Genomic DNA, 19,168 nt, shown 5'->3' on the forward strand with positions numbered 1-19,168 from the left:
GTTCCCTGCAATATAAGCTACGTATGCTTTTGCATACGCTCTTGGTCGTCAAGTTTGGCAAAGCCATTTTGTAATTGTCCTTCAGGGTGGTCATACCCAAGTAGTAGAGGCTGATAGGGTAGAACTCTGGGGAGAAGAACTTTTGCTTGTTGAACTTGCTGCGTAAATCGGCTTGTGAATAGTACAATTCTCCATCCATCAACAGGCTGTCGAGCATTTCTTTGGCATTGTCAAGCGTGATGGTCAATCTTCTTATCCAACTAGTGTCAGTGCGCAGGTTCTCATCTACCATTTCCGTAGGGATGCCGCCTTTCAGTTCTGCAAAGTTCTTGAGGAAGTAAGTTAGAATGGTAGAGTTGAACAACGGTTCTGCATTTGGTAAAAAGTGGTAACCATCATAATTGTTGAGTATCAGAGTCCATAATTCCTCGAAAGAGGCTTGAGGGCCATATTTCTTGATGACATACTTCAGATATTGGGCTGCTTCCTCATGGGTAAAGCCCAATAGATTGGTAAATTCCGGCTTCAGAGTCAACATCTCTGCGATGTTATAGCCACTGGTTAAGTCATCCATGGTGACAGGCAGTACTCCTGTGCAGAAGCAGGTGCGGATGGTACCTTCGCCAATGCCTGCCTTGATAACCTTGAAGAATGTTCGTAGGAAACTTTCCCCTGTGGTCAGGTCCTGGTACAGCGAGTCCTTATAGACAACTAGTAGCTGGTTGGTAAAGTTGTCGTATTCATCTATTAATATATAAAGAGGTGGAAGATTATGGGAAGAGATAAACTCGCATACTTCAACCAACATGTTGGAGGCATTGCCATCCTCTCTGAACCTGAAATCTCCAAAAAGGTCTCTGTTGCGTTCCACCAATGTACGGAGTGGACTGCAATTCACTGCGTTGAAGTTCTTCTCGATATCTTCCTTTTTGCTGGCAACGGAAGTAGTGGAAAAGTCATATCTTACAACGAGATATTGGTTGTGCTCGTTTGTTGGGTGTTCGCCAATCCAAGTTCCACCAAATAAATCCTCGAATTGTGTTGCCATGTTGCGGTCGTAATAGTGAGCCAACATGGAAACGAGCAGACTCTTTCCGAATCTGCGAGGACGGAGAAAAACTGGTGCTTTGTAACGCTCAAGTAGTGGAATATAGTTGGTCTTGTCCACATAATAATATCCCTTGTGGCGAATCTCAGCAAAGTTCGCCACAGCGTATGGAACGGTAATATCTGCCTGTGAGTATGTCATGGTCTATCTCCTTTTTGTTGCAAATGTACGACTTTTATTTATTACTGCCAAATAAAATAGAAAGAATTTGTTTAATATAGTAAAAACAGTCCCGCAAATACCGAATAATTAATAACTGAGCCCACTTTAAAACAAGCCTTACTTTTTAAATGTGGGCTCAGTATGTAAGAAAAAAATGTTAGCTATTTATGCTCATGGGGTTGCTGAGCTTTATGAGCTTTAAAAGAAACTTTCTTGCTATGATAGCTTTCTGATAAATGGATTAATAGTTGGTCATCTTTGAACTGGAGACGGAGTTCGATGGCGGTTATCCAATCCACGAAGTGCGTTTTGATGACTAACTCTTCACCTTGCCAGGCATAGCAAGAACTGGCGTGGAAAGGAAAATCGATAGTGCTGAAGCAATTCAATGTCGTACCACGAGGATTCTGTGGATAGAAACCGATGGAGGAGGTCTTCCATTGCTTGAAACCCATTTCGATGATGCCCTTTCTGCCAACACTATCCACTACTTCCATTTTCTGAGGAGTTAGGAAGCTTACTTGCTTCCAACCCAATGGATTTTTGTCGAGCTGATAGCTTACGTTGAGAGGTATGCTCATCTGCCTATTGCTCTTCTTTCCCTCCAAGAGTGGAAGTGCATAAGTAGATTGTTTCTTCTTCAATATGCGGTACGCCTTTCCAGGTCGGATGTCCCTCTCTTTAGATGCGCTCTTATCGTTGGATGGGATAATGCCTGGGAACAAAACATTTTTGATGAGGCTTTGTTCCTTACTTCCGTTGCCAGTAAGACATTGGGTGATGGCTACCACCATGTCTTGCTGTGGGTTTACGATGATATATTGTCCGTAAGCACCATCTGCCCTTGCGGCATCAGGCCATTCACACATCCACATCTGGTAGCCATAGTAATCTTCTACGTGTGGCGACATCATCGCCTTCACCCAGCTAGATGGTATCAGTTGCTTGCCTTCCCATTTACCTTGTTGCAGCAATAACTGTCCGAACTTAGCAAGCGACTCGCTCTGCAGATAAAGTCCCCAACCTGCCGTGTTGATACCTTCAGGACTCACTTCCCATTTCACCTTTTCAATATGAAGAGGTTCGAAGAGACGTGGCTTTAAGTATTCCAGCAACGTCATACCTGTTACCTTCTGTATGATGGCGGAAAGCAGGTAAGTGTCAAGAGAATCATATTGAAACTTGGTGCCTGGTTTGCAATTCATAGGATGGTTCAGATAAGTCTTGCCCCAGTCTAAGTGCTCACTTCTTACTTCATCGAAGAAAACGAATCCCGATCGCATGGTGAGCAAATCTTCTATGGTGATGTCGGAGAGCCATTCGCTCACTTCCTTGGGCAGATATTCTGGAAAGAAGGTAGCGAGACGGTCGGTCAACTTCAGGCGATGTTCGCCGATGGCGATACCGATAGCTGCCGATGTAAATGTCTTGGAGCAGGAGAAGAGGGTGTGCCCATATTCTGCCTTGAATGGGGCTGGGTGGATTTCGCCTATCACCTTGCCGTGACGCATCACGATGGCACTGTGGATATCGGTCTTGGGAAAAGACATCAAGGAGTCGAAGAATGCTACGACCTGCTTGCTTTTTACTCCTGCCTGCTCTGGGGCAACACGAGGAAGATCGCCGGTTTGGGCTTCTGCAGAGAGAAGCCCAAAGGCGAGTGATATTGTCAGAAATAGTTTTTTCATATCAGTGGGTGTTTTCTTATTTGAACAGTTGTGGAACAAACTGCAGGGTGTACTGTCGCCAGTTGCTCCAGATATGTCCACGGCTGCTCTCATGATAGGTGTATTTCAGTCCATCCTTGTCCAGTCGTTCCATCAACAACTTGTTGTTGTTCATGTGCTGATCTTCCTTTCCAATGGCAATCCAGTAGAGCTTTACGCCTTTCTTAGCCTGTGTGGCAAGTTTGGTATCCAGGTTGGCGTAGGCAGGGAATGCCTCCATGTCAACATCCTTGAAGTTGACTCCTGCCGAGAAGAGTCCCACATAGTCGAACAAGTCTGGGTAGTTGGCTGAAATCATCACAGAATGAAGACCACCCATGGAGAGACCTGCGATGGCACGGTGAGCTTTGTCTGCCTTTGTATTGAAGGTCGCATCAACGTAATCTACAATCTCAGGAAAGGCTGTTTCGAAAGTTCCATCCTTGAAGTGAGGCAGGAAGTTGGTCATTACAGGCTTGTAGTTCTGGTTCTCGAAAGTCTCACCTGCCGCAGCCTGCTTGGCAATGTTGCCGTTTGGCATGACTACAATCATTGGCTTACATTTCTTTTCTGCAATGAGGTTGTCCATAATGCGTGCGATATTACCCAGTTCGAGCCAGGCATTTTCGTCGCCTCCACTTCCATGAAGAAGATAGAACACTGGGAATTTCTCGTCAGTCTTGCCATAAGTTGGAGGAAGATAGATGTTCATGCGACGGTCTGTGTTGGCGCTGTTGGAATGATACCATACGGTGCGAACCTGTCCATGGGCCACGTCGTGTACCTGGTAGTCATCAGCACAGCCATTGCCCACATAGAAGATGCTGAATACGTTGCCTACATCCCTGCAGGTGAAAGGATTGGTTGGGTCGATGCTTGTTACTCCATCTACGTCGAAGCGATAGGTGTACATTTCTGAAGGCAACTTTGGGGTGGTGTAAGTCCATACGCCCTCCTTGTCCTTCTTCATGATGCCTGTTCCCTTGTTAGCTTCCCAGTCGGCGATTACCTTTACCTTCTTTGCTTTAGGAGCCTGGATACGGAAGGTTACGGTGTTGTCTTCGTTTACCTGTGGAGAAACGAGTTTTCCTGAGCGGAATGATACATTCTGCTGTGCGTTCATGCTCATTGCTGCAGCGAGCATAAACAGGATTGAAATATACTTTTTCATATCTTGAAAATGTTTAAAATTGTTTGTTATTTTGTAATTTAAAAGTTGAGTTTTGCGCCAATCTCTACGGTGAATGGACGTATATAGTTTCCTGCCATCAGTGTTCCGGCGTATCTGCTGCCATCAGTTATCAGATCGGAACCTGGGATGGTACCCTGGGCACCCGTCTGATTGAGGAAATTAACGAGGTTGACATTGAAGGTGAGATATTTGTTGTACTTGTAGCTTGCACCTGCAAATGTTTCCCATCTACCTTCGAAATACACAGAGTTGCCCACGTTGGCATACTGCTTGCTAAAGTAGCGGAACGATGCCCAGACATTGAAGCGGTCGTATGTATAGCTTGGGTCTAACTCAATCAATATTTTCGACTGTTTGGTAACGGTTTTGTCGCTGAAATCATAGGTCTTGTTGAATGCCTCGAACTTATATCCTGTGTACTTAGGATTCTGGTAAGTGAACATGGCATGGAACTTGAATCCCTTGAATGGCGAGAACATGGCATCTGTTGTCCAGCCCATAGTCTCGATACCGCTGGATGAACCTACCATCACAGGGTCTTCGTTCGGGTTGTCGCTCATCACGGTCATTCGTCCGTAGTCATTGGTGCGGCGAGCGTAGGTGAAGGCGGAAACCAGGTTCACGAAGTCGTTGTTGTAGAAGATACCGGCACGTCCCAGGATGAATGGGCGATAGTCGTAATAAGGAAGCGAAGTGCCAGAGTATGCCTCCAGATGACGATATTGCTTCAGATAGTTGATCTCACCGGTGAAACCGAAATTGTGTGTCAGGTTATAGGTAGGAGATACTGAAACGGCATAGTTGAGACCAGACAGGTTGTGATGGGTGGTACCTACGGTCTGTGCCTTTCCGTTTTCATCTGTGTATTGTGCACCTATATGGAAGTCGCTGAAACGACCATCAGTGATGTAATCCACACCTACATTGAACATTTCCAAGCGCAAACCATATCCCATACGGAAGTTGGGAGTGATATGCCAGTTGTCGTTCACATAGGCTGCCAGCTTGTTCTCGTTTCCCTTGTCGTATTCGCTCGAACCATTCAGATTGGCGTATTCCTGGCCGTTGTAGATGAGTTTGCGTGGATTAGGTGCAACCTCATGATAATATTGTGTGGTGCTACGGGCGTAGTCGATGTAAGAGTAGAACTCGTTTAATCCAAAAGCCCAATTGTGGTTGGCTGTCTTTTTCTGGAGCTCTGCCACAAACATGGCGTCAGTCACAGTGAAAGCATTGATCTGTGAAAGACGGCGCTGGATATTGCCATGGAATGCTTGTCCATTGTCAGCATAGGTGGCATCGGCATCCTCGTAGAATCCCATCGTGAGTTGGTCCACACTGTTTCCCTTAGAGGTAGATACCTTGGCTTTCAATGCTAAGGTTGTAGCATTGCCGAAGTCATAATCCAGAAGGGCAGTTCCCTCATGGGTCTTGGTTTTGGAAATATCATAGAGGTTGCCTGACTTCAGTTCCCCTGTTTTCACATCACGATATTCCATGATACCATCAACCGGGAGGTAAGAGTCACGACCCATTCTGAAACCCTTCACCTCTGTTATCTTTCCATTGCCATCATAGGTAAAAGGGGCGTAGTTGGCTGCAGTGGTAAGAGGATGGGTTTCGGTAAACTTGTAATAGAGACTGAATCGACCCTTGTCTTGATGGAAGAGATGGGTGATGCCGGCAGTGTAGAACTGGGCACGGTCGATGTAGTTGGTAAATTTCAGGTCGAATGTTCCTGGATCGAAATTCTGGTAAGCACTCAGCGTGAAATAAGTCTTTTTGGCAAGTTTGCCAGACACGTTGATGTCAAAATTCTGTGCACCAAAGGTGTTGGTCTGATACTTCAGCTTTCCCTTGAGTGTTTCACCGCCACGTTCCATATAGGAATCCACACCATAGCCAATCTCACCAAAGCGTATGGCTGTGGTAGATATGTTCTGCAGACCCTGGCTGGCAAGCAACTGTTCGCCACGCCAATGGTTGCTTGTGGTGTTTGGCCAATAATAGAAAACTGCTGGCAGTCCATCTACAGTAACTGCTGTGTAGCTCATAGGCAAGCCTATCTCTACTTGACGAGGCTCTGTGGCATCCTTGGCGTTGAGCATCACACCATGGTCATTGCCTGCGGTTTCTGTTGTGTCCTCTTTTTGTATATAAGAGGAATTAACTCTTGCTAGAGTTGTCGGTACCTCATTGGCTCTGACTGCTGTTGCTGTTGTAGCCATCAGTACTGATGATAAGAGAAAAATGTTTTTGTTCATTTCTAAAAGTTATTAGTTATACTGATTGGATTTGAAAGATTTCTAATGAAATTTTCGCTTGCAAAAGTACTGCAAAAAACGATTGCTGCCAAGAAATATACCATAGATAGACTTCTGAAAAATGAATAATCGCTGATAATCTGATGATTACACAATATGCATATCCGGTAGAATATACCCTGTTAAAGAAAGAATATACTCATAAAAAGTAAGCGGCTCCGCGTTTATACCTTGCCCTTTATCGTAAAAGTTCTTACCTTTGCACCATAATTTTAAAAGCAATGAAATTATGAGAGCAACAGAACGTTATGAGAGGGCATGGAATGCCTTCCAGATTCATTTGAATCATAATCCAAAAGCCAGTTTGATTCCTTTTTTAAAGGAACGGCATGTAAACCATCGCTCGATGCATAGATGGATGTCAGAGAAAGGTTATTCCGTTAGGTTAGCCAAACAGCAGATCCGTCTGCTTCAGGCCGAAGCCCGTAAGGAATGTTCCGAGGCAATAGCCAAGGACACTGGGATGATGTTCCTTCCCATGGAAATGCCATCCGAACCCGTCTGTCCAGAGAACTATCTTTTTGGCATAACCCTAACCTTCCCAAATGGAACGATAGTCACCATCAAGAAAGGTAGCGCCAAATCTGTCATGCATCTGATGAAACTTTATGAAAAGGAGGATATGCTATGTTTGGACTAAACGAAAATACCCAGTATTACGTCTGCCAGCGATATGTCCGAATGAACATGGGCATAAATGGCCTGTACCAGATTGTGAGGACGGAGATGGAGCTGCCGCCACTCGGTGGTGCCGTCTTCATCTTCTTCTCAAAGAACCGCCAGCAGGTAAAAATGCTCTTTTACCTTTGCACTCGGAAACAAGTTTAAACGAATTGGTTAACGGGTGTTAAGGTGAACTATAAAATGCTCTAGAATATCACTATCATTTGACTCAGTCCTTCGCCAAGCCAAATGTTTTCTTGTATCCATTTAATATTAAAATGTTAATAATATGGATAAAGAACTGTATTTTGGCGTAGATGTCTCCAAGAAGACTCTCGACCTTGCTTATTATGATGGTGAAGCCATCGATTGGAAGAATGCCCATATTCAGGTGAGCAATGATGATGCTGGATTCAAAAAGATTGGCTCCTGGGTTGCAAAGGTAGGAAAAGACTTTGCTACCTTTTTGTTCTGTATGGAATATACTGGACTTTATAATCAAAACTTCAGATTATGGCTGGAATCCAAAGAATATATCTATGGTATGGTGGAACCTCGCAAAATGCATCGCTTCGAGCCAGACTTGGATGATGACCAGCGCTCTCTAGACCGTATCAAGACTGATGAACTGGATGCTTTCAGAATAGCAATCTATTGTGAGCAGAACCACAAGAAGATTCTTCGCAATCCCTCCAAACTTCCTTCATCTGTCTATTTCAAGTTGAAGAGATTGCTGGCTGAGCGTAAGCAGAACACCAAACAGTCTGTTCTTTACAAGCAACAGCTTCATGATATCTGCGCATACGACACAGACTTATCCGTTGAACGCAAGAAACTCCTGCTGAAGAACATGCAGGAAAACCAGAAAGCAATAGACAAGGAGATTGACAGCTACATGAATGAAGATACAAGCATCAGAAAGAATTACAATCTGCTGACCTCCATTCCTGGCATTGGTCGCATCATAGCGTTGGAAACCATTGTATTGACGGAAAATTTCACTGCAATCAGCAATCCTCGCAAATATGCCTGTTACATAGGAATAGCCCCTTTTAAAAAGGAATCTGGTACCTCAGTAAGAAAGAAAACGGGTGTTTCCAAGAAAGGCTTTTCTGAAGCCAAGGCAGACTTATCCATAGCTGTCCTTTCCGCCATAAGGAACAATCCTTCAATAAGAGACTATTGGATACGCAAGAGAAAGGAAAAATGCGGTGGCATCGTACTCAATGCCATCAAGTTCAAGCTAGTCCTTCGTATGTTTGCCGTGATAAAGCGTGGAACACCATATGTGGAGACAGATGCATATAAGAACTAAAATGCAGCAAAAGTGAACTATCGCACTTCTTAGAGCATAACTATTTCCCGACTAAGTCTTTTGTCTGCGTTTTTTTCACTACCTTTGCCGGAGCATCTGAAATGGAAGGAACTCCGGACGGGGGTAGTGAACTATTTTGTCTTAGACAAAGACCTTTCCCTGATCTAGTCTCCCCAGCCTGAAATGCCAGGTCAAGTGCCGTTTAGGGAATTAGCCGTGGAAGCTTTTAAAAGATGTGGCTTACCCTGACATAGAGAGCTCCTTCCTGCAAAATGCGGTACAAAGGTATGAAAAATAAATCATTTATCGGCATCGACATCTCAAAAAATGTCATTGACGTATCAATTTTCTGTGAAGAAGCCCCAATTAAGGACTTTTCTCACGATGTATTCAACAATTCCCGCAAGGGATTTGGCGAAATGTGCACATGGCTCAAGAAGAATCATGTGGTTCTCTCGAACTGTCTCTTTGGAATGGAGTTCACCGGCAGCTATTCCATGGAACTGGAGAAGTTTCTTAATGCCAGGAACTATCAGTTCTGCATGCTCTCCACCCATGTGGTAAAGCATTATCCCATGGAACCCAAGGACAAGAGCGACAAGATTGACTCTGCCAAGATTGCAGACTTTCTCTATCGCTATAATGGTACCGAATGTGTCAAGCCTTATAAAATGCCTGACAAGACCATGCAGAGACTCAAGGCACTGATGAATGAGCGTAAGTTCCTGGTGGAACAGCGTACATGCTTCATGAACAGAAGACAGCTGTGCACCACAAAGGAAGATGCCCAGTTATATGATGGCTACATCAAGAAATTCAGCCGTGACATTGATAACATCGAGTTGGAAGAGCAGAAGTTGCTGGCTACAGACGATAGCCTTTTGGCTACTTACAAGAATCTTCTGACAATACCAGGAGTCGGCTTCGTCAATGCCATAAATGTCATTGTCATTACCCGAAACTTTACCGCATTTGAAACAGCAAGGCAATATGCCAGTTATGTCGGCGTGGCACCGCACTCCCACACTTCAGGCACCAGTGTGAGATGGCGTCCCCGACCTTCAGCACGCTGTGATGGTCAGGCGAAAGCGGATCTATCCATGGCGGCCACAGTTGCTGTACAATATGATGCAGAGTTACAATCATTTTATAACCGTAAATTAGGAGGTAAGCAAGATTCAGACACTAAACGCAAGGCATTGAATGCCGTTAAGTTCAAACTTGTTCTCAGAATGTTCGCCATAGGTAAGCAGAACAGAAAATGGGAACCGTTGGATTCAAAGAGCAGCAATGAAAAACTTGCAATATCATAAGTCCGAAACAAGTGAACTATAGCAGTCTGTGCTACTGCCATTTAGAGTCTTGTAAAGACACAAACACGGATAACTAATTAGGAATCTAGCCACACGCTATTAAAAGAACGAGTTCCGTGTTGATTTGTAACAGAAAAATCATTTTTGACCATTTCTGCTACCGATATTTTAGTGCCTGTATGCTTCAAAACGCCTCTTTTATATTTATTAACACAAAAAATTGCTCAAAAATTTGGCTATGTCTTAGGAATCAAATGGGATGGCGACGGTTTCCTGCTGTATCAGAAGCGACTGGAGCGAGGAACCTTTGAATTACCATTCTTTGATCCCCAAAGCAAACAATGCAAAATGCCTTACAAGACGCTATCTGCCATCATGAGCGGAATTTGCCTGAAAAGTATGAGATATCGAAAACGGCTTAATCTGTAGGTGTGTAAGGTTGCGTTTAATAGGTTGTATATCAGCAAGATAGTAAAAATAAATATCTGAAAATCCTTGCATGTCTCGATATTTTTTCGTATCTTTGCACTATGAAAAAGGACGAAATTATAGTACTTTTGAAGGAACAACTTCAGCTTGCAAACGAACAGCTTCAGCAAGCTAATGCTACAGTGAGTTCGCTGACCCTACAGGTCAACGAACTCATTGAACGTATAAAGTCATTAGAAGAACTACTCGTCCAGAAAGGAATCGCCATTGACAAAGCGAATCGTCAGAACAAGGCACTCGGCAAGCTCGTTTCAGGCAAGAAGTCCGAACGTCAGGAAAAGAATCCACAAGCCTCGATGACCCAGGAGGAATTTGACAAGAAGAAAACAGAGCAGGCCGAAAAGAGAAAGGCACGCAAAAACAATGGTGCCAAGCGTGACATGCATTACGAGATGAAAGAGGTGCATGTTACGATAGATCCAGTCATGGATGCAGAGCTTTTGAAGACGTTGCGTCTCTTCGGGACTCGTACCTGTATACGTTACAGCATGGAACCCATCAAATTCATCAAGACCGTGTATCACATCAACACTTATACTGATGGATGTATCATGTATCCGGGGAAAACTCCGCCGGCTCTGTTGTTGAATTCTTCCTATTCACCTTCCTTTGCAGCAGGACTCCTGCAGATGCGATACATCTATTCCATGCCGGTAGAGCGAATCATCAAATACTTTGCCGACAATGGGTTTACGTTAAGGAAGGCCACGGCAAACAAGCTGATTGCCAGAAGTGCCGATGTACTGGAAAACTTCTATAAGGCTATCTGCCAAGTAGTGTTGCAGCAGGATTATGTCTCGGCGGACGAGACATACCATAAAGTACTGTTAGCCAAGACAAAGCCTGCGGACAAGGGTTCGAAGAAAGGCTACTTCTGGGCTGTAAGTGCGCCTAAACTGGGACTTGTCTTCTTCGTATATGAGGATGGATCACGCTCTGAGCAGGTCATACTTAACGTATTCTCTGATTATAAAGGTACCATACAGAGTGATGCATATGCTCCTTACCGGAAACTGGAGTCGGATGCTTATCCTGACATCATGAGAATCGCCTGTCTACAGCATGTCAAGAGAGACTTCATCGACTGCGGCAAGGAGGACAAGGATGCTCAGGAAGTCGTAGATATCCTCAACAGATTTTATCGAGAAGACAAAAAACATAAGGTTGGGGTAAATGGATGGACCGTTGAAGACCATCTAGCCTATCGGCAGTCATATGCACCGGACATTTTACAGGATTTATTGGAGAAACTGGAGGAAATATCTTCCAGGAAGGATTTGCTGCCCAAGTCTACCTTGGCGCAGGCGGTCGGTTATGCCCTTAATGAATATAATGCCATTTGTGACATCTTCAAAAGAGGTGATACGGCTCTCGATAACAACTATATTGAGAGAATCCAGAGGTACATATCACTATCAAGAAGAAACTCAATGTTCTTTGGTTCGCACGAAGGAGCAAGCCGGGCGGCTATCCTATATTCCATCGCCATCTCATGCAGGCTGAATGGCATTAATCTGTTTGAATACATATGCGACGTAATAGAAAAGACTGCAGAATGGCAACCCAATACCCCATTGGAAAAATATAGAAACTTACTTCCTGACCGATGGAAAAAGCAGTAACAGCATTAGTTTAATCAGCTGTTACTGCTTTTTTTGAATTATGCAAGGTATAAACGCGGAGACGCTTACCATAAAAAAGGGGACATACGCCTTGTGATAAGGCACATGTCCCTTTGAAATCAGGCTGTTTGGGGTGTTAGACTTCTGTATTGACCTTTTCCTTCAGTCTCTTATAAAACTCTTCTTTGTCGTAGCGGGCGGCGTTCAATACTCGAGTCTTGTAACTCTTGATGGTGTTAACTGAGTAGTTGAGCGAACGTGCCAGGTCTTCATTTTTGGTAATGCCCAATCTGATGAGGGCAAAGATGCGCATTTCCACGGTGAGTCGCTCACCCGTTTTGGGAACTATCCTACACTCTGGGCGAAGAAAGGAATTGAAGCTTTCCTCAAAATTCGGGAAGAGCATCTGCAAAATACTATCCATCTGATAAAAGGTGTCGAATGCGGCTCCCTTTTGGGCATCGAATACGTTTTTGAGTCCTTCGTAATCTCGGATGGTGAGTCGGCGCAAAACTTCCTTGCGCAGTTTCTCGATGGCAACCTGGTGGTTCGCACTGCCCACTATCAATTGACTCAGTACTACTTCTTTGATGTGCCCTGCTTCAATAAGTTCCTTGTTGATGCTCGCAATCTGTACGTTCTTTTCGTAAAGATGTTTCATCTGAGACTCGATGAGTGACTTCTGCCGATGGAGCGTTTTTCGCTGTTTCTTCATGACGATGATTGCAGCTATCAATAGGACAATCACGATGCTCAGGAAAATGAGACCGATAGTGAGCCACATTTTCTGCCTTTGAGTGATTGCATAGAGGTCCTTATCTATCTGGGGATAGCTGAATGCTATCTCGGAATAGCGGTAACGTGAATGATATTGTTCGGCATTGTGCATCGCTACATTGATGAGCATGTACGAACGGGCAATGTCGCCTGTGACGTAAGCGATTTCGGCTATCTTTCTGGCAGCAGGATATTCCACTGAGCCACGCTTGATTTCCATGATGGCCGATTGGCTGATGCATTCTGCTGCCTTGGTGTAGTTGCGTAATCCCATATAGTTGTATCCCAGGTTGCCAAGAGCGTAGGCATAGTATGCAGAGGTAGGAGATAATTTGCTGATCAGTATTTTGCTTTGCTTAATGGCCTCGGCATATTTGGTTTCGTGGAAGTACATCTTTACGAGCATGTCATCGAGCAGGTAAGAGTCTGAAGACACAGTTTGCTTCAATTCTCCATACAGTCGCTTCATGTTTTCCAGATAGGTGTCTTTGGAAAGAATGCGATATGGGGTGTAGAATCCGTTCTCGAATTCCAGGTTGAATGCAGCTACGATATAGTTGATTCGGATATCTTGCGAGCAAGTTCTGGGAGCAATCTTTGCCAAAGTCTCCGCCGCCTCTCTGAAGTACCCGCTATTGGTAAATGCTTGGGCCTCGTAGATGTAGGCTTGTGCCAGATAGTCGTAAGGACTTTTGGTTGAAGGGGCTTTTGAGTTAGCCTTGGGAGAATTTGCCAACTGCAGTGCTAGCTCTTCGCAATGGCGGGCGCATTGGTAAGAATCCTCAAAGTTGAGCAGGAATTGTATGCGAAACAGCTTCTCCCTGAGTTCGTATTGCTTTGTGAGGGGTTGGGGGATACCTAACTGCTGCTTAATCGTATTTACTTTCTGTCTCTGTTTCGCATGAAAGATGGAGGTGTCTGCCAGTGTTTCGCATACCTTATTTATATAAGGCTTTATCTTCTTGCTTATGGTTTTGCCGTAAGTAGCACCTTTGGCCTCAAACTCCGCCTTCATCTTTTCGATAGGCATACGATTAATGGTTCCTGCCATTGGGGTTTGGGCAGAAATAAGGATTGGGCAGCAAGTCAGTATAGAGAGACATGCTATCACAAAGCTATGCTTGCAAGCTTGAAACCTCTTTTTGGAGGTTGTTTTTTCTTCTCTAAATGTCATTCTATAGGGTTTGAGGGGTTCAATTGACAGCAAAGTTAATACTAATATTTGAAATCTCTTTAATATAATAGTACCAATCCTGCAAAAGCCGAGTAGAGTATCATGCGGATAGGATTGATCTTCATCACCTTCACGCCGATAAAGGTAGCAAAGAAGAGGGCGATGGAGATATAGAATCTCCAAGGATTTTCGGGAGTAGAGAAGTTCTCGCCATTCATCAGAAGCAGGGCTGCGGCTCCTACCAGACCGACGATGGCTGGGCGAAGACCGATGAAGATGCTCTGGACGGCTGAGGTGTTCATATACTTGTACAGCATCTTGCTGATAAGAATCATCAAAACCAAGGATGGGAGAACCAGCGCAAAGGTCGCCATGGCACTTCCGAGTACAGCCATTATGCCACTCATGCCGGCATTATGGACAGCTGTATAGCCACAATAGGTAGCGGTGTTGATACCGATAGGTCCCGGTGTCATCTGAGAAATGGCAACCACATCGGTAAACTCTTGCATCGTCATCCAATGATACTGCGTAACAACCTGTCCCTGAATCAGGGATAGCATGGAATAGCCACCTCCGAATCCGAAGACGCCTATCTGAATGAATACGATGAAAAGCTGAAAAAATATCATCATTATGTTTTAAGCTATTTACTTTTTTACCCTTTTACCTTTATTCCGTTGGCTGGATAAACTGTCCATAGATGTAGCCACCTACGGCAGCTGCGATAATCACCCAGATTGGGTTGACGCCCAAAAGCCAGATCAGAAGGGCGGATAGAATAGGAATCCAGCAGTTGACAAGCGAAATACCGGCACTCTTGGCAAGCGAGAACGTAGGTACGGCTATCAATGCCACGACGGCAGGACGGATGCCTGCAAACATGGCAGCAACAACCTTGTTGTCTTCAAACTGATGGAAAAACATGGCTATTGCTAAGATAATAAGGAACGATGGCAACGAAGCGCCGAGGGTGCAGACGATGGCTCCCGGTGTCTTTGCCAACTTATATCCGAGCAGGGAACTCATGTTGATGGCCAAGGCGCCCGGACAAATCTGGGTAGTAGCAATGGCATCCAAGAATTCCTCCTTCGTCATCCAATGATGCTTGTCGACGACTTCGGATTCTATAATAGGAATCATGGCATAGCCACCCCCAAAGGTGACTATGCCAATCTTCATAAATGTTTTGAATAATGTAAGATAACTTACGCTATTATTCATTTTTTACCTTCTTACTTTTTTACCTTTTTACTTTTTCAAAGCTCTTTCTTCGATCCACTGACGTGCATTGACAAATGCCTCAATCCAAGGAGTTACCTCGTCGTTGCGGCGATCAGCTGGATACCAGGCGTTCTGCCATGGGAAGATGGCACGCTCCAAGTGTGGCATCATAGCCAAGTGGCGACCATCTGCAGAGCAGATACCTGCTACATTGTAGTCACTGCCGTTAGGATTACCTGGATACTCAGCATAGTTGTACTTCGCAATGATGTTGTAGTGATCCTCTGGCTCTGGCAAGTAGAAACGACCCTCGCCGTGAGCTACCCAGATACCGAGCTTATCACCGCTCAGGCTACCGAACATCACACTGTCGTTCTGAGGAATGGTCAAACCGAGGAATGTGCTCTCGAACTTCTTGGATGTGTTGTGGCAGAGGTGTGAACGATGCTTGTGCTCAGGATTGATGAGGTTCAACTCAACCATCAGCTGGCAACCGTTGCAGATACCGAGTGAAAGGGTATCCTCACGGGCATAGAACTTATCGAGTGCCTCTTTAGCCTTAGGATTGTAGAGGAATGCACCAGCCCAACCCTTGGCAGAACCGAGAACATCGGAGTTAGAGAAACCACCGCAGAATACGATGAAGTTCACATCTTCCAGCGTCTCACGACCAGAAATCAAGTCGGTCATCATCACATCCTTTACATCGAAGCCGGCGAGATACATAGAGTATGCCATCTCACGCTCACCATTGGTACCCTTCTCACGGATGATAGCTGCCTTGATGCCAGATGGCTTGCGACGGTTAGCGTCGAGGCTGTAGCTGGCGAGGGTTCCCTTGAAGCCATAACCGAAGTTCATCTCGATAGGCTGCTTCTTATAGTTGGTGTAACGCTTCTTGGCCATACCATTCATGCTCTGCTTGCGGTCGAGTAGGTAAGAGGTCTTATACCAGTCGTCGCGCAAAGCATCGATATCGAACTCGTGCTCGAAGCCTTCCTTCTTGATGATAATCTTGCGGAGCTCAGGAGCTGGATAACCAATCTTGGCATAACCGATATCGTTCTCATCGAAGAATGCCTTCAACTCGTCCTTGTGAGCATCGCTTACCTGGATGACAACACCTGGGTTCTCTGCGAAGAGGGTCTTGATGATGTCGGCATCTGCGATGTCGTGGAGGTTGATCTTCATACCGCCCTCTACGTTGGCGAATGTCATTTCGAGGAGAGTTGTAATCAAACCACCGGCGCTGATATCGTGACCAGCCATTACCCAGCCGCGGTTGATGAGTTCCTGTACGGCGTTGAAGCAGTCAACGAAGTACTCTGGGTTCTTGACGGTAGGAACATCGCTGCCCACCTTGCCCAGACTCTGAGCGAAAGCAGAACCACCGAGGCGCTGCTCGTCGAAGCTGAAGTCGATATGGTAGAGGCTAGAGTTCTTGTCGTTAACGAGAACTGGGCTAACCACCTTCTTGACATCTGAAACCTCACCACCGGCACTTACGATAACGGTACCCGGAGCGATGATCTTCTCGCCGTTAGGATACTGCTGGGTCAAAGAGAGAGAATCCTTACCTGTTGGTACGTTTACGTGGATGGCGCAGCAGAAGTCTGACAATGCCTTCACACCCTCGTACAGACGGGCATCCTCACCTTTCTGACTGCGGCAAGGCCACATCCAGTTGGCTGAGAGGCTGATGCTGTCCATGCCATCTGCCAATGGAGCCCATACGATATTAGTCAATGACTCTGCTACAGAGAGTACTGAACCTGCCTTAGGATCGGCAAGACCAGCCTGAGGAGCATGACCCATTGCTGTTACGATACCCTTCTCGCCACGATAGTCGAGTGCTACGACACCACAGTCTGAGAGTGGCAACTGAATCTGACCCTGGCACTGCTGACGGGCAATCTTACCTGTTACGGAACGGTCTACCTTGTTGGTCAACCAGTCCTTACAAGCCACAGCCTCCATCTGGAGAACACGCTGCAAGTACTCGTCGAGGTTATCAGCAGAATAAGTTACATCTTCATATTTACGCTCTACGGTCTCATCTACCATCACAGTCTTAGGAGTATGACCGAACATCTGAGCTACATCGAGGTCGAATGGCTTCACGCCGTCAGCCTGCTTGAAGCTGAAGTGAGCATCGCCAGTAGTCTCACCAACCACGTACATTGGAGCACGCTCACGGTCGGCAATCTTTTGAACCTCGCTGATATACTTCTCGTCGATGAGCAAGCCCATGCGCTCCTGGCTCTCGTTTGCGATGATTTCCTTGGCGCTCAAAGTCTTGTCGCCGATAGGCAACTTAGACATGTCGATTTCGCCACCGCACTCTTCTACCAACTCAGAGAGACAGTTCAAGTGACCGGCTGAACCGTGGTCGTGGATGCTGACTACTGGGTTCTCATCGTTCTCAACGAGTGCACGAACCAGGTTATAGGCACGCTTCTGCATCTCAGGGTTGGCACGCTGAACAGCGTTCAACTCGATACCGTTGCTGTAACGGCCTGTATCTACAGAAGAAACAGAACCACCACCAAGACCGATGCGATAGTTATCACCACCTACTACTACAACCTTGTTGCCCTTCTGTGGCTCACCCTTCTTGTAGTCACGCTTCTTGCCGTAGCCTACACCACCAGCAAGCATGATTACCTTATCGTATGCATACTTCTCACCATTCTCCTCGTGCTCGAATGTAAGCACAGAACCGGTGATGAGAGGCTGACCGAACTTGTTACCGAAGTCTGATGCACCGTTGGAAGCCTTGATCAGAATCTGCTCAGGAGTCTGATAGAGCCACTTACGTACTGGCATGATATCTTCCCAGTCGCGCTCAACATCACTCTTGCCGTTGTCATCCTTCAGGCGAGGATAAGCAGTCATGTAGCAGGCTGTACCTGCGATAGGCCATGAACCAACACCACCACCCATACGGTCGCGGATTTCACCACCCGTACCGGTAGCAGCACCATTGAAAGGCTCTACAGTAGTAGGGAAGTTGTGAGTCTCAGCCTTCAGAGAGATAACACTCTCGATATCCTTCACCTGGAAGAAATCGCTGGTAGTCTGATCGGCTGGAGCAAACTGCTCGATAACAGGACCCTGAGAGAAAGCCACGTTGTCCTTGTAAGCAGAGAGAATCTTGTTAGGATTCTCGTTGGTGGTCTTCTTGATCATGTTGAAGAGAGAAGACTCCATCTCCTTACCGTCGATGATAAACTGGCCGCCGAAAATCTTGTGGCGGCAGTGCTCTGAGTTGATCTGTGCGAAACCGAAGATTTCGCTGTCGGTGAGAGGACGTCCGTTCTCTTTCTCCAGCTTGTGGAGATAAGCCATTTCGTCCTCACTGAGGGCAAGACCCTCTTCCTCGTTATACTTCTCGAGGTCGTCGACGTACTTGATAGGTTCTGGCTGGTGGTTCACGGTGAACACATCCTGTCCGATACCGTTGTACATACGCTGGAGCATAGGGTCGTGCTCAGCGTCTTCGCTATCTACAGGGAAGTACTCCTCGATACGCGAAATGCCGTTAAGACTCATGTTCTGAGTAATCTCAACGGCATTCGTACTCCAAGGAGTAATCATTTCACGGCGTGGACCGACATAGAAGCCCTGCAACTGCTGGGCGTCCTCTAAAGTCGCGTCACCATAAAGCCAACAAAGTTCATTGATTTCGTCCTGAGATGGTTTGTGGTCAATCTCGGTCGCAATCACACTCTTAGATGGAGTTCTAAAAAAAAGAATCATACTTGCTTTCTTTTATATTATTAATGTATTTATTTCTTTTCGAGTGCAAAGATAGTGCAATTTCAAGACACTACAAAATAAAACACTGTTTTTTATGTTTTTTTTGTTGAGATTTGAGCTATTCTTACCTTGAGAGGCTACATTTGACGGTTTAGCTATCAGAAAAGTGCTTTCTGTAGCCTTTTTTGGTTAAAAAGGTGATAAATAAAGATTTAGAGGTTAAAAATGTCTAAATGCGTTTGACAAATGTTGTTTATTCGAGTCTTATCTGTAACTTTGCAAGTGAAAGAAGTAAATCAGCTTCTGGATGTCCTAAAATGCAGGTACTTCCGGATAACGG

Annotated in this window: 13 protein-coding genes and 1 pseudogene; 6 read left to right on the forward strand and 8 right to left on the reverse strand. The window is 45.5% G+C overall.

Annotated elements, in window-relative coordinates:
- Positions 1–34: 34 nt before the first annotated feature.
- From RCO84_RS15730 to RCO84_RS15745, 4 genes and pseudogenes are all read right to left on the reverse strand, one after another.
- Positions 35–1,249 (reverse strand): annotated as a pseudogene (locus RCO84_RS15730) (ATP-binding protein); the annotation flags it as partial.
- 182 nt (positions 1,250–1,431) lie between these two features.
- Positions 1,432–2,958, reverse strand: a complete 1,527-nt coding sequence (locus RCO84_RS15735) for a serine hydrolase domain-containing protein (RefSeq protein WP_144154689.1) — start codon at positions 2,956–2,958, stop codon at positions 1,432–1,434.
- Positions 2,959–2,974: 16 nt separating this feature from the next.
- On the reverse strand, positions 2,975–4,147 hold the full coding sequence (locus RCO84_RS15740; protein ID WP_317585641.1) for an esterase: 1,173 nt from the start codon (positions 4,145–4,147) through the stop codon (positions 2,975–2,977).
- A 38-nt stretch (positions 4,148–4,185) separates the two neighbouring features.
- Positions 4,186–6,432: a TonB-dependent receptor gene (locus tag RCO84_RS15745; protein WP_317585642.1), complete on the reverse strand. Its 2,247-nt coding sequence runs from the start codon at positions 6,430–6,432 to the stop codon at positions 4,186–4,188.
- A 289-nt stretch (positions 6,433–6,721) separates the two neighbouring features.
- Between RCO84_RS15745 and RCO84_RS15750 the strand changes: the two genes are divergently transcribed.
- From RCO84_RS15750 to tnpC, 6 genes are all read left to right on the forward strand, one after another.
- Positions 6,722–7,132 carry a hypothetical protein gene (locus RCO84_RS15750; protein WP_117588064.1) on the forward strand — a complete coding sequence of 137 codons (411 nt, stop codon included), beginning with the start codon at positions 6,722–6,724 and terminating at the stop codon, positions 7,130–7,132.
- Positions 7,120–7,320, forward strand: coding sequence for an IS66 family insertion sequence element accessory protein TnpB (tnpB, locus tag RCO84_RS15755; RefSeq protein ID WP_144155435.1), 201 nt, complete (start codon positions 7,120–7,122; stop codon positions 7,318–7,320). The genes RCO84_RS15750 and tnpB (RCO84_RS15755) overlap by 13 nt, the downstream gene beginning before the upstream one ends.
- A 124-nt stretch (positions 7,321–7,444) precedes the next feature.
- Complete coding sequence (locus tag RCO84_RS15760; RefSeq protein ID WP_287851789.1) at positions 7,445–8,470, forward strand: IS110 family transposase; 1,026 nt, start codon at positions 7,445–7,447, stop codon at positions 8,468–8,470.
- 287 nt (positions 8,471–8,757) lie between these two features.
- Positions 8,758–9,783, forward strand: a complete 1,026-nt coding sequence (locus RCO84_RS15765; RefSeq protein WP_264957586.1) for an IS110 family transposase — start codon at positions 8,758–8,760, stop codon at positions 9,781–9,783.
- Between the two features lie 171 nt (positions 9,784–9,954).
- Positions 9,955–10,212 (forward strand): IS66 family insertion sequence element accessory protein TnpB, encoded by a 258-nt coding sequence (gene tnpB / locus RCO84_RS16980; protein ID WP_373690110.1) that lies wholly within the window; start codon positions 9,955–9,957, stop codon positions 10,210–10,212.
- Positions 10,213–10,313: 101 nt separating this feature from the next.
- On the forward strand, positions 10,314–11,894 hold the full coding sequence (gene tnpC, locus RCO84_RS15770; RefSeq protein ID WP_317585643.1) for an IS66 family transposase: 1,581 nt from the start codon (positions 10,314–10,316) through the stop codon (positions 11,892–11,894).
- A 136-nt stretch (positions 11,895–12,030) separates the two neighbouring features.
- Here the strand turns inward: tnpC and RCO84_RS15775 are convergent, their stop codons facing one another.
- The 4 genes from RCO84_RS15775 to purL all read right to left on the reverse strand — a co-directional run bounded on the left by RCO84_RS15775 (position 12,031) and on the right by purL (position 18,828).
- Positions 12,031–13,722, reverse strand: coding sequence for a DUF6377 domain-containing protein (locus RCO84_RS15775; protein ID WP_317585644.1), 1,692 nt, complete (start codon positions 13,720–13,722; stop codon positions 12,031–12,033).
- Between the two features lie 182 nt (positions 13,723–13,904).
- Positions 13,905–14,477: a chromate transporter gene (locus tag RCO84_RS15780; RefSeq protein WP_317585800.1), complete on the reverse strand. Its 573-nt coding sequence runs from the start codon at positions 14,475–14,477 to the stop codon at positions 13,905–13,907.
- 40 nt (positions 14,478–14,517) lie between these two features.
- Entirely contained in the window at positions 14,518–15,069 is a 552-nt protein-coding gene (locus tag RCO84_RS15785) for a chromate transporter (protein ID WP_006848525.1), read from the reverse strand.
- A gap of 27 nt (positions 15,070–15,096) precedes the next feature.
- Positions 15,097–18,828: a phosphoribosylformylglycinamidine synthase gene (gene purL, locus RCO84_RS15790; protein WP_317585645.1), complete on the reverse strand. Its 3,732-nt coding sequence runs from the start codon at positions 18,826–18,828 to the stop codon at positions 15,097–15,099.
- Positions 18,829–19,168: the final 340 nt, after the last annotated feature.

Source organism: Segatella copri, from assembly GCF_949820605.1.
Classification (GTDB): domain Bacteria; phylum Bacteroidota; class Bacteroidia; order Bacteroidales; family Bacteroidaceae; genus Prevotella.

What these genes read in the sequence shown, in the direction of transcription:
- RCO84_RS15735 (WP_144154689.1), bottom strand. Translation starts at nt 2,958, where the DNA reads ATGAAAAAACTATTTCTGACAATATCACTCGCCTTTGGGCTTCTCTCT.
- RCO84_RS15740 (WP_317585641.1), bottom strand. Translation starts at nt 4,147, where the DNA reads ATGAAAAAGTATATTTCAATCCTGTTTATGCTCGCTGCAGCAATGAGC.
- RCO84_RS15745 (WP_317585642.1), bottom strand. Translation starts at nt 6,432, where the DNA reads ATGAACAAAAACATTTTTCTCTTATCATCAGTACTGATGGCTACAACA.
- RCO84_RS15750 (WP_117588064.1), top strand. Translation starts at nt 6,722, where the DNA reads ATGAGAGCAACAGAACGTTATGAGAGGGCATGGAATGCCTTCCAGATT.
- tnpB (WP_144155435.1), top strand. Translation starts at nt 7,120, where the DNA reads ATGTTTGGACTAAACGAAAATACCCAGTATTACGTCTGCCAGCGATAT.
- RCO84_RS15760 (WP_287851789.1), top strand. Translation starts at nt 7,445, where the DNA reads ATGGATAAAGAACTGTATTTTGGCGTAGATGTCTCCAAGAAGACTCTC.
- RCO84_RS15765 (WP_264957586.1), top strand. Translation starts at nt 8,758, where the DNA reads ATGAAAAATAAATCATTTATCGGCATCGACATCTCAAAAAATGTCATT.
- tnpC (WP_317585643.1), top strand. Translation starts at nt 10,314, where the DNA reads ATGAAAAAGGACGAAATTATAGTACTTTTGAAGGAACAACTTCAGCTT.
- RCO84_RS15775 (WP_317585644.1), bottom strand. Translation starts at nt 13,722, where the DNA reads ATGGCAGGAACCATTAATCGTATGCCTATCGAAAAGATGAAGGCGGAG.
- RCO84_RS15780 (WP_317585800.1), bottom strand. Translation starts at nt 14,477, where the DNA reads ATGATATTTTTTCAGCTTTTCATCGTATTCATTCAGATAGGCGTCTTC.
- RCO84_RS15785 (WP_006848525.1), bottom strand. Translation starts at nt 15,069, where the DNA reads ATGAATAATAGCGTAAGTTATCTTACATTATTCAAAACATTTATGAAG.
- purL (WP_317585645.1), bottom strand. Translation starts at nt 18,828, where the DNA reads ATGATTCTTTTTTTTAGAACTCCATCTAAGAGTGTGATTGCGACCGAG.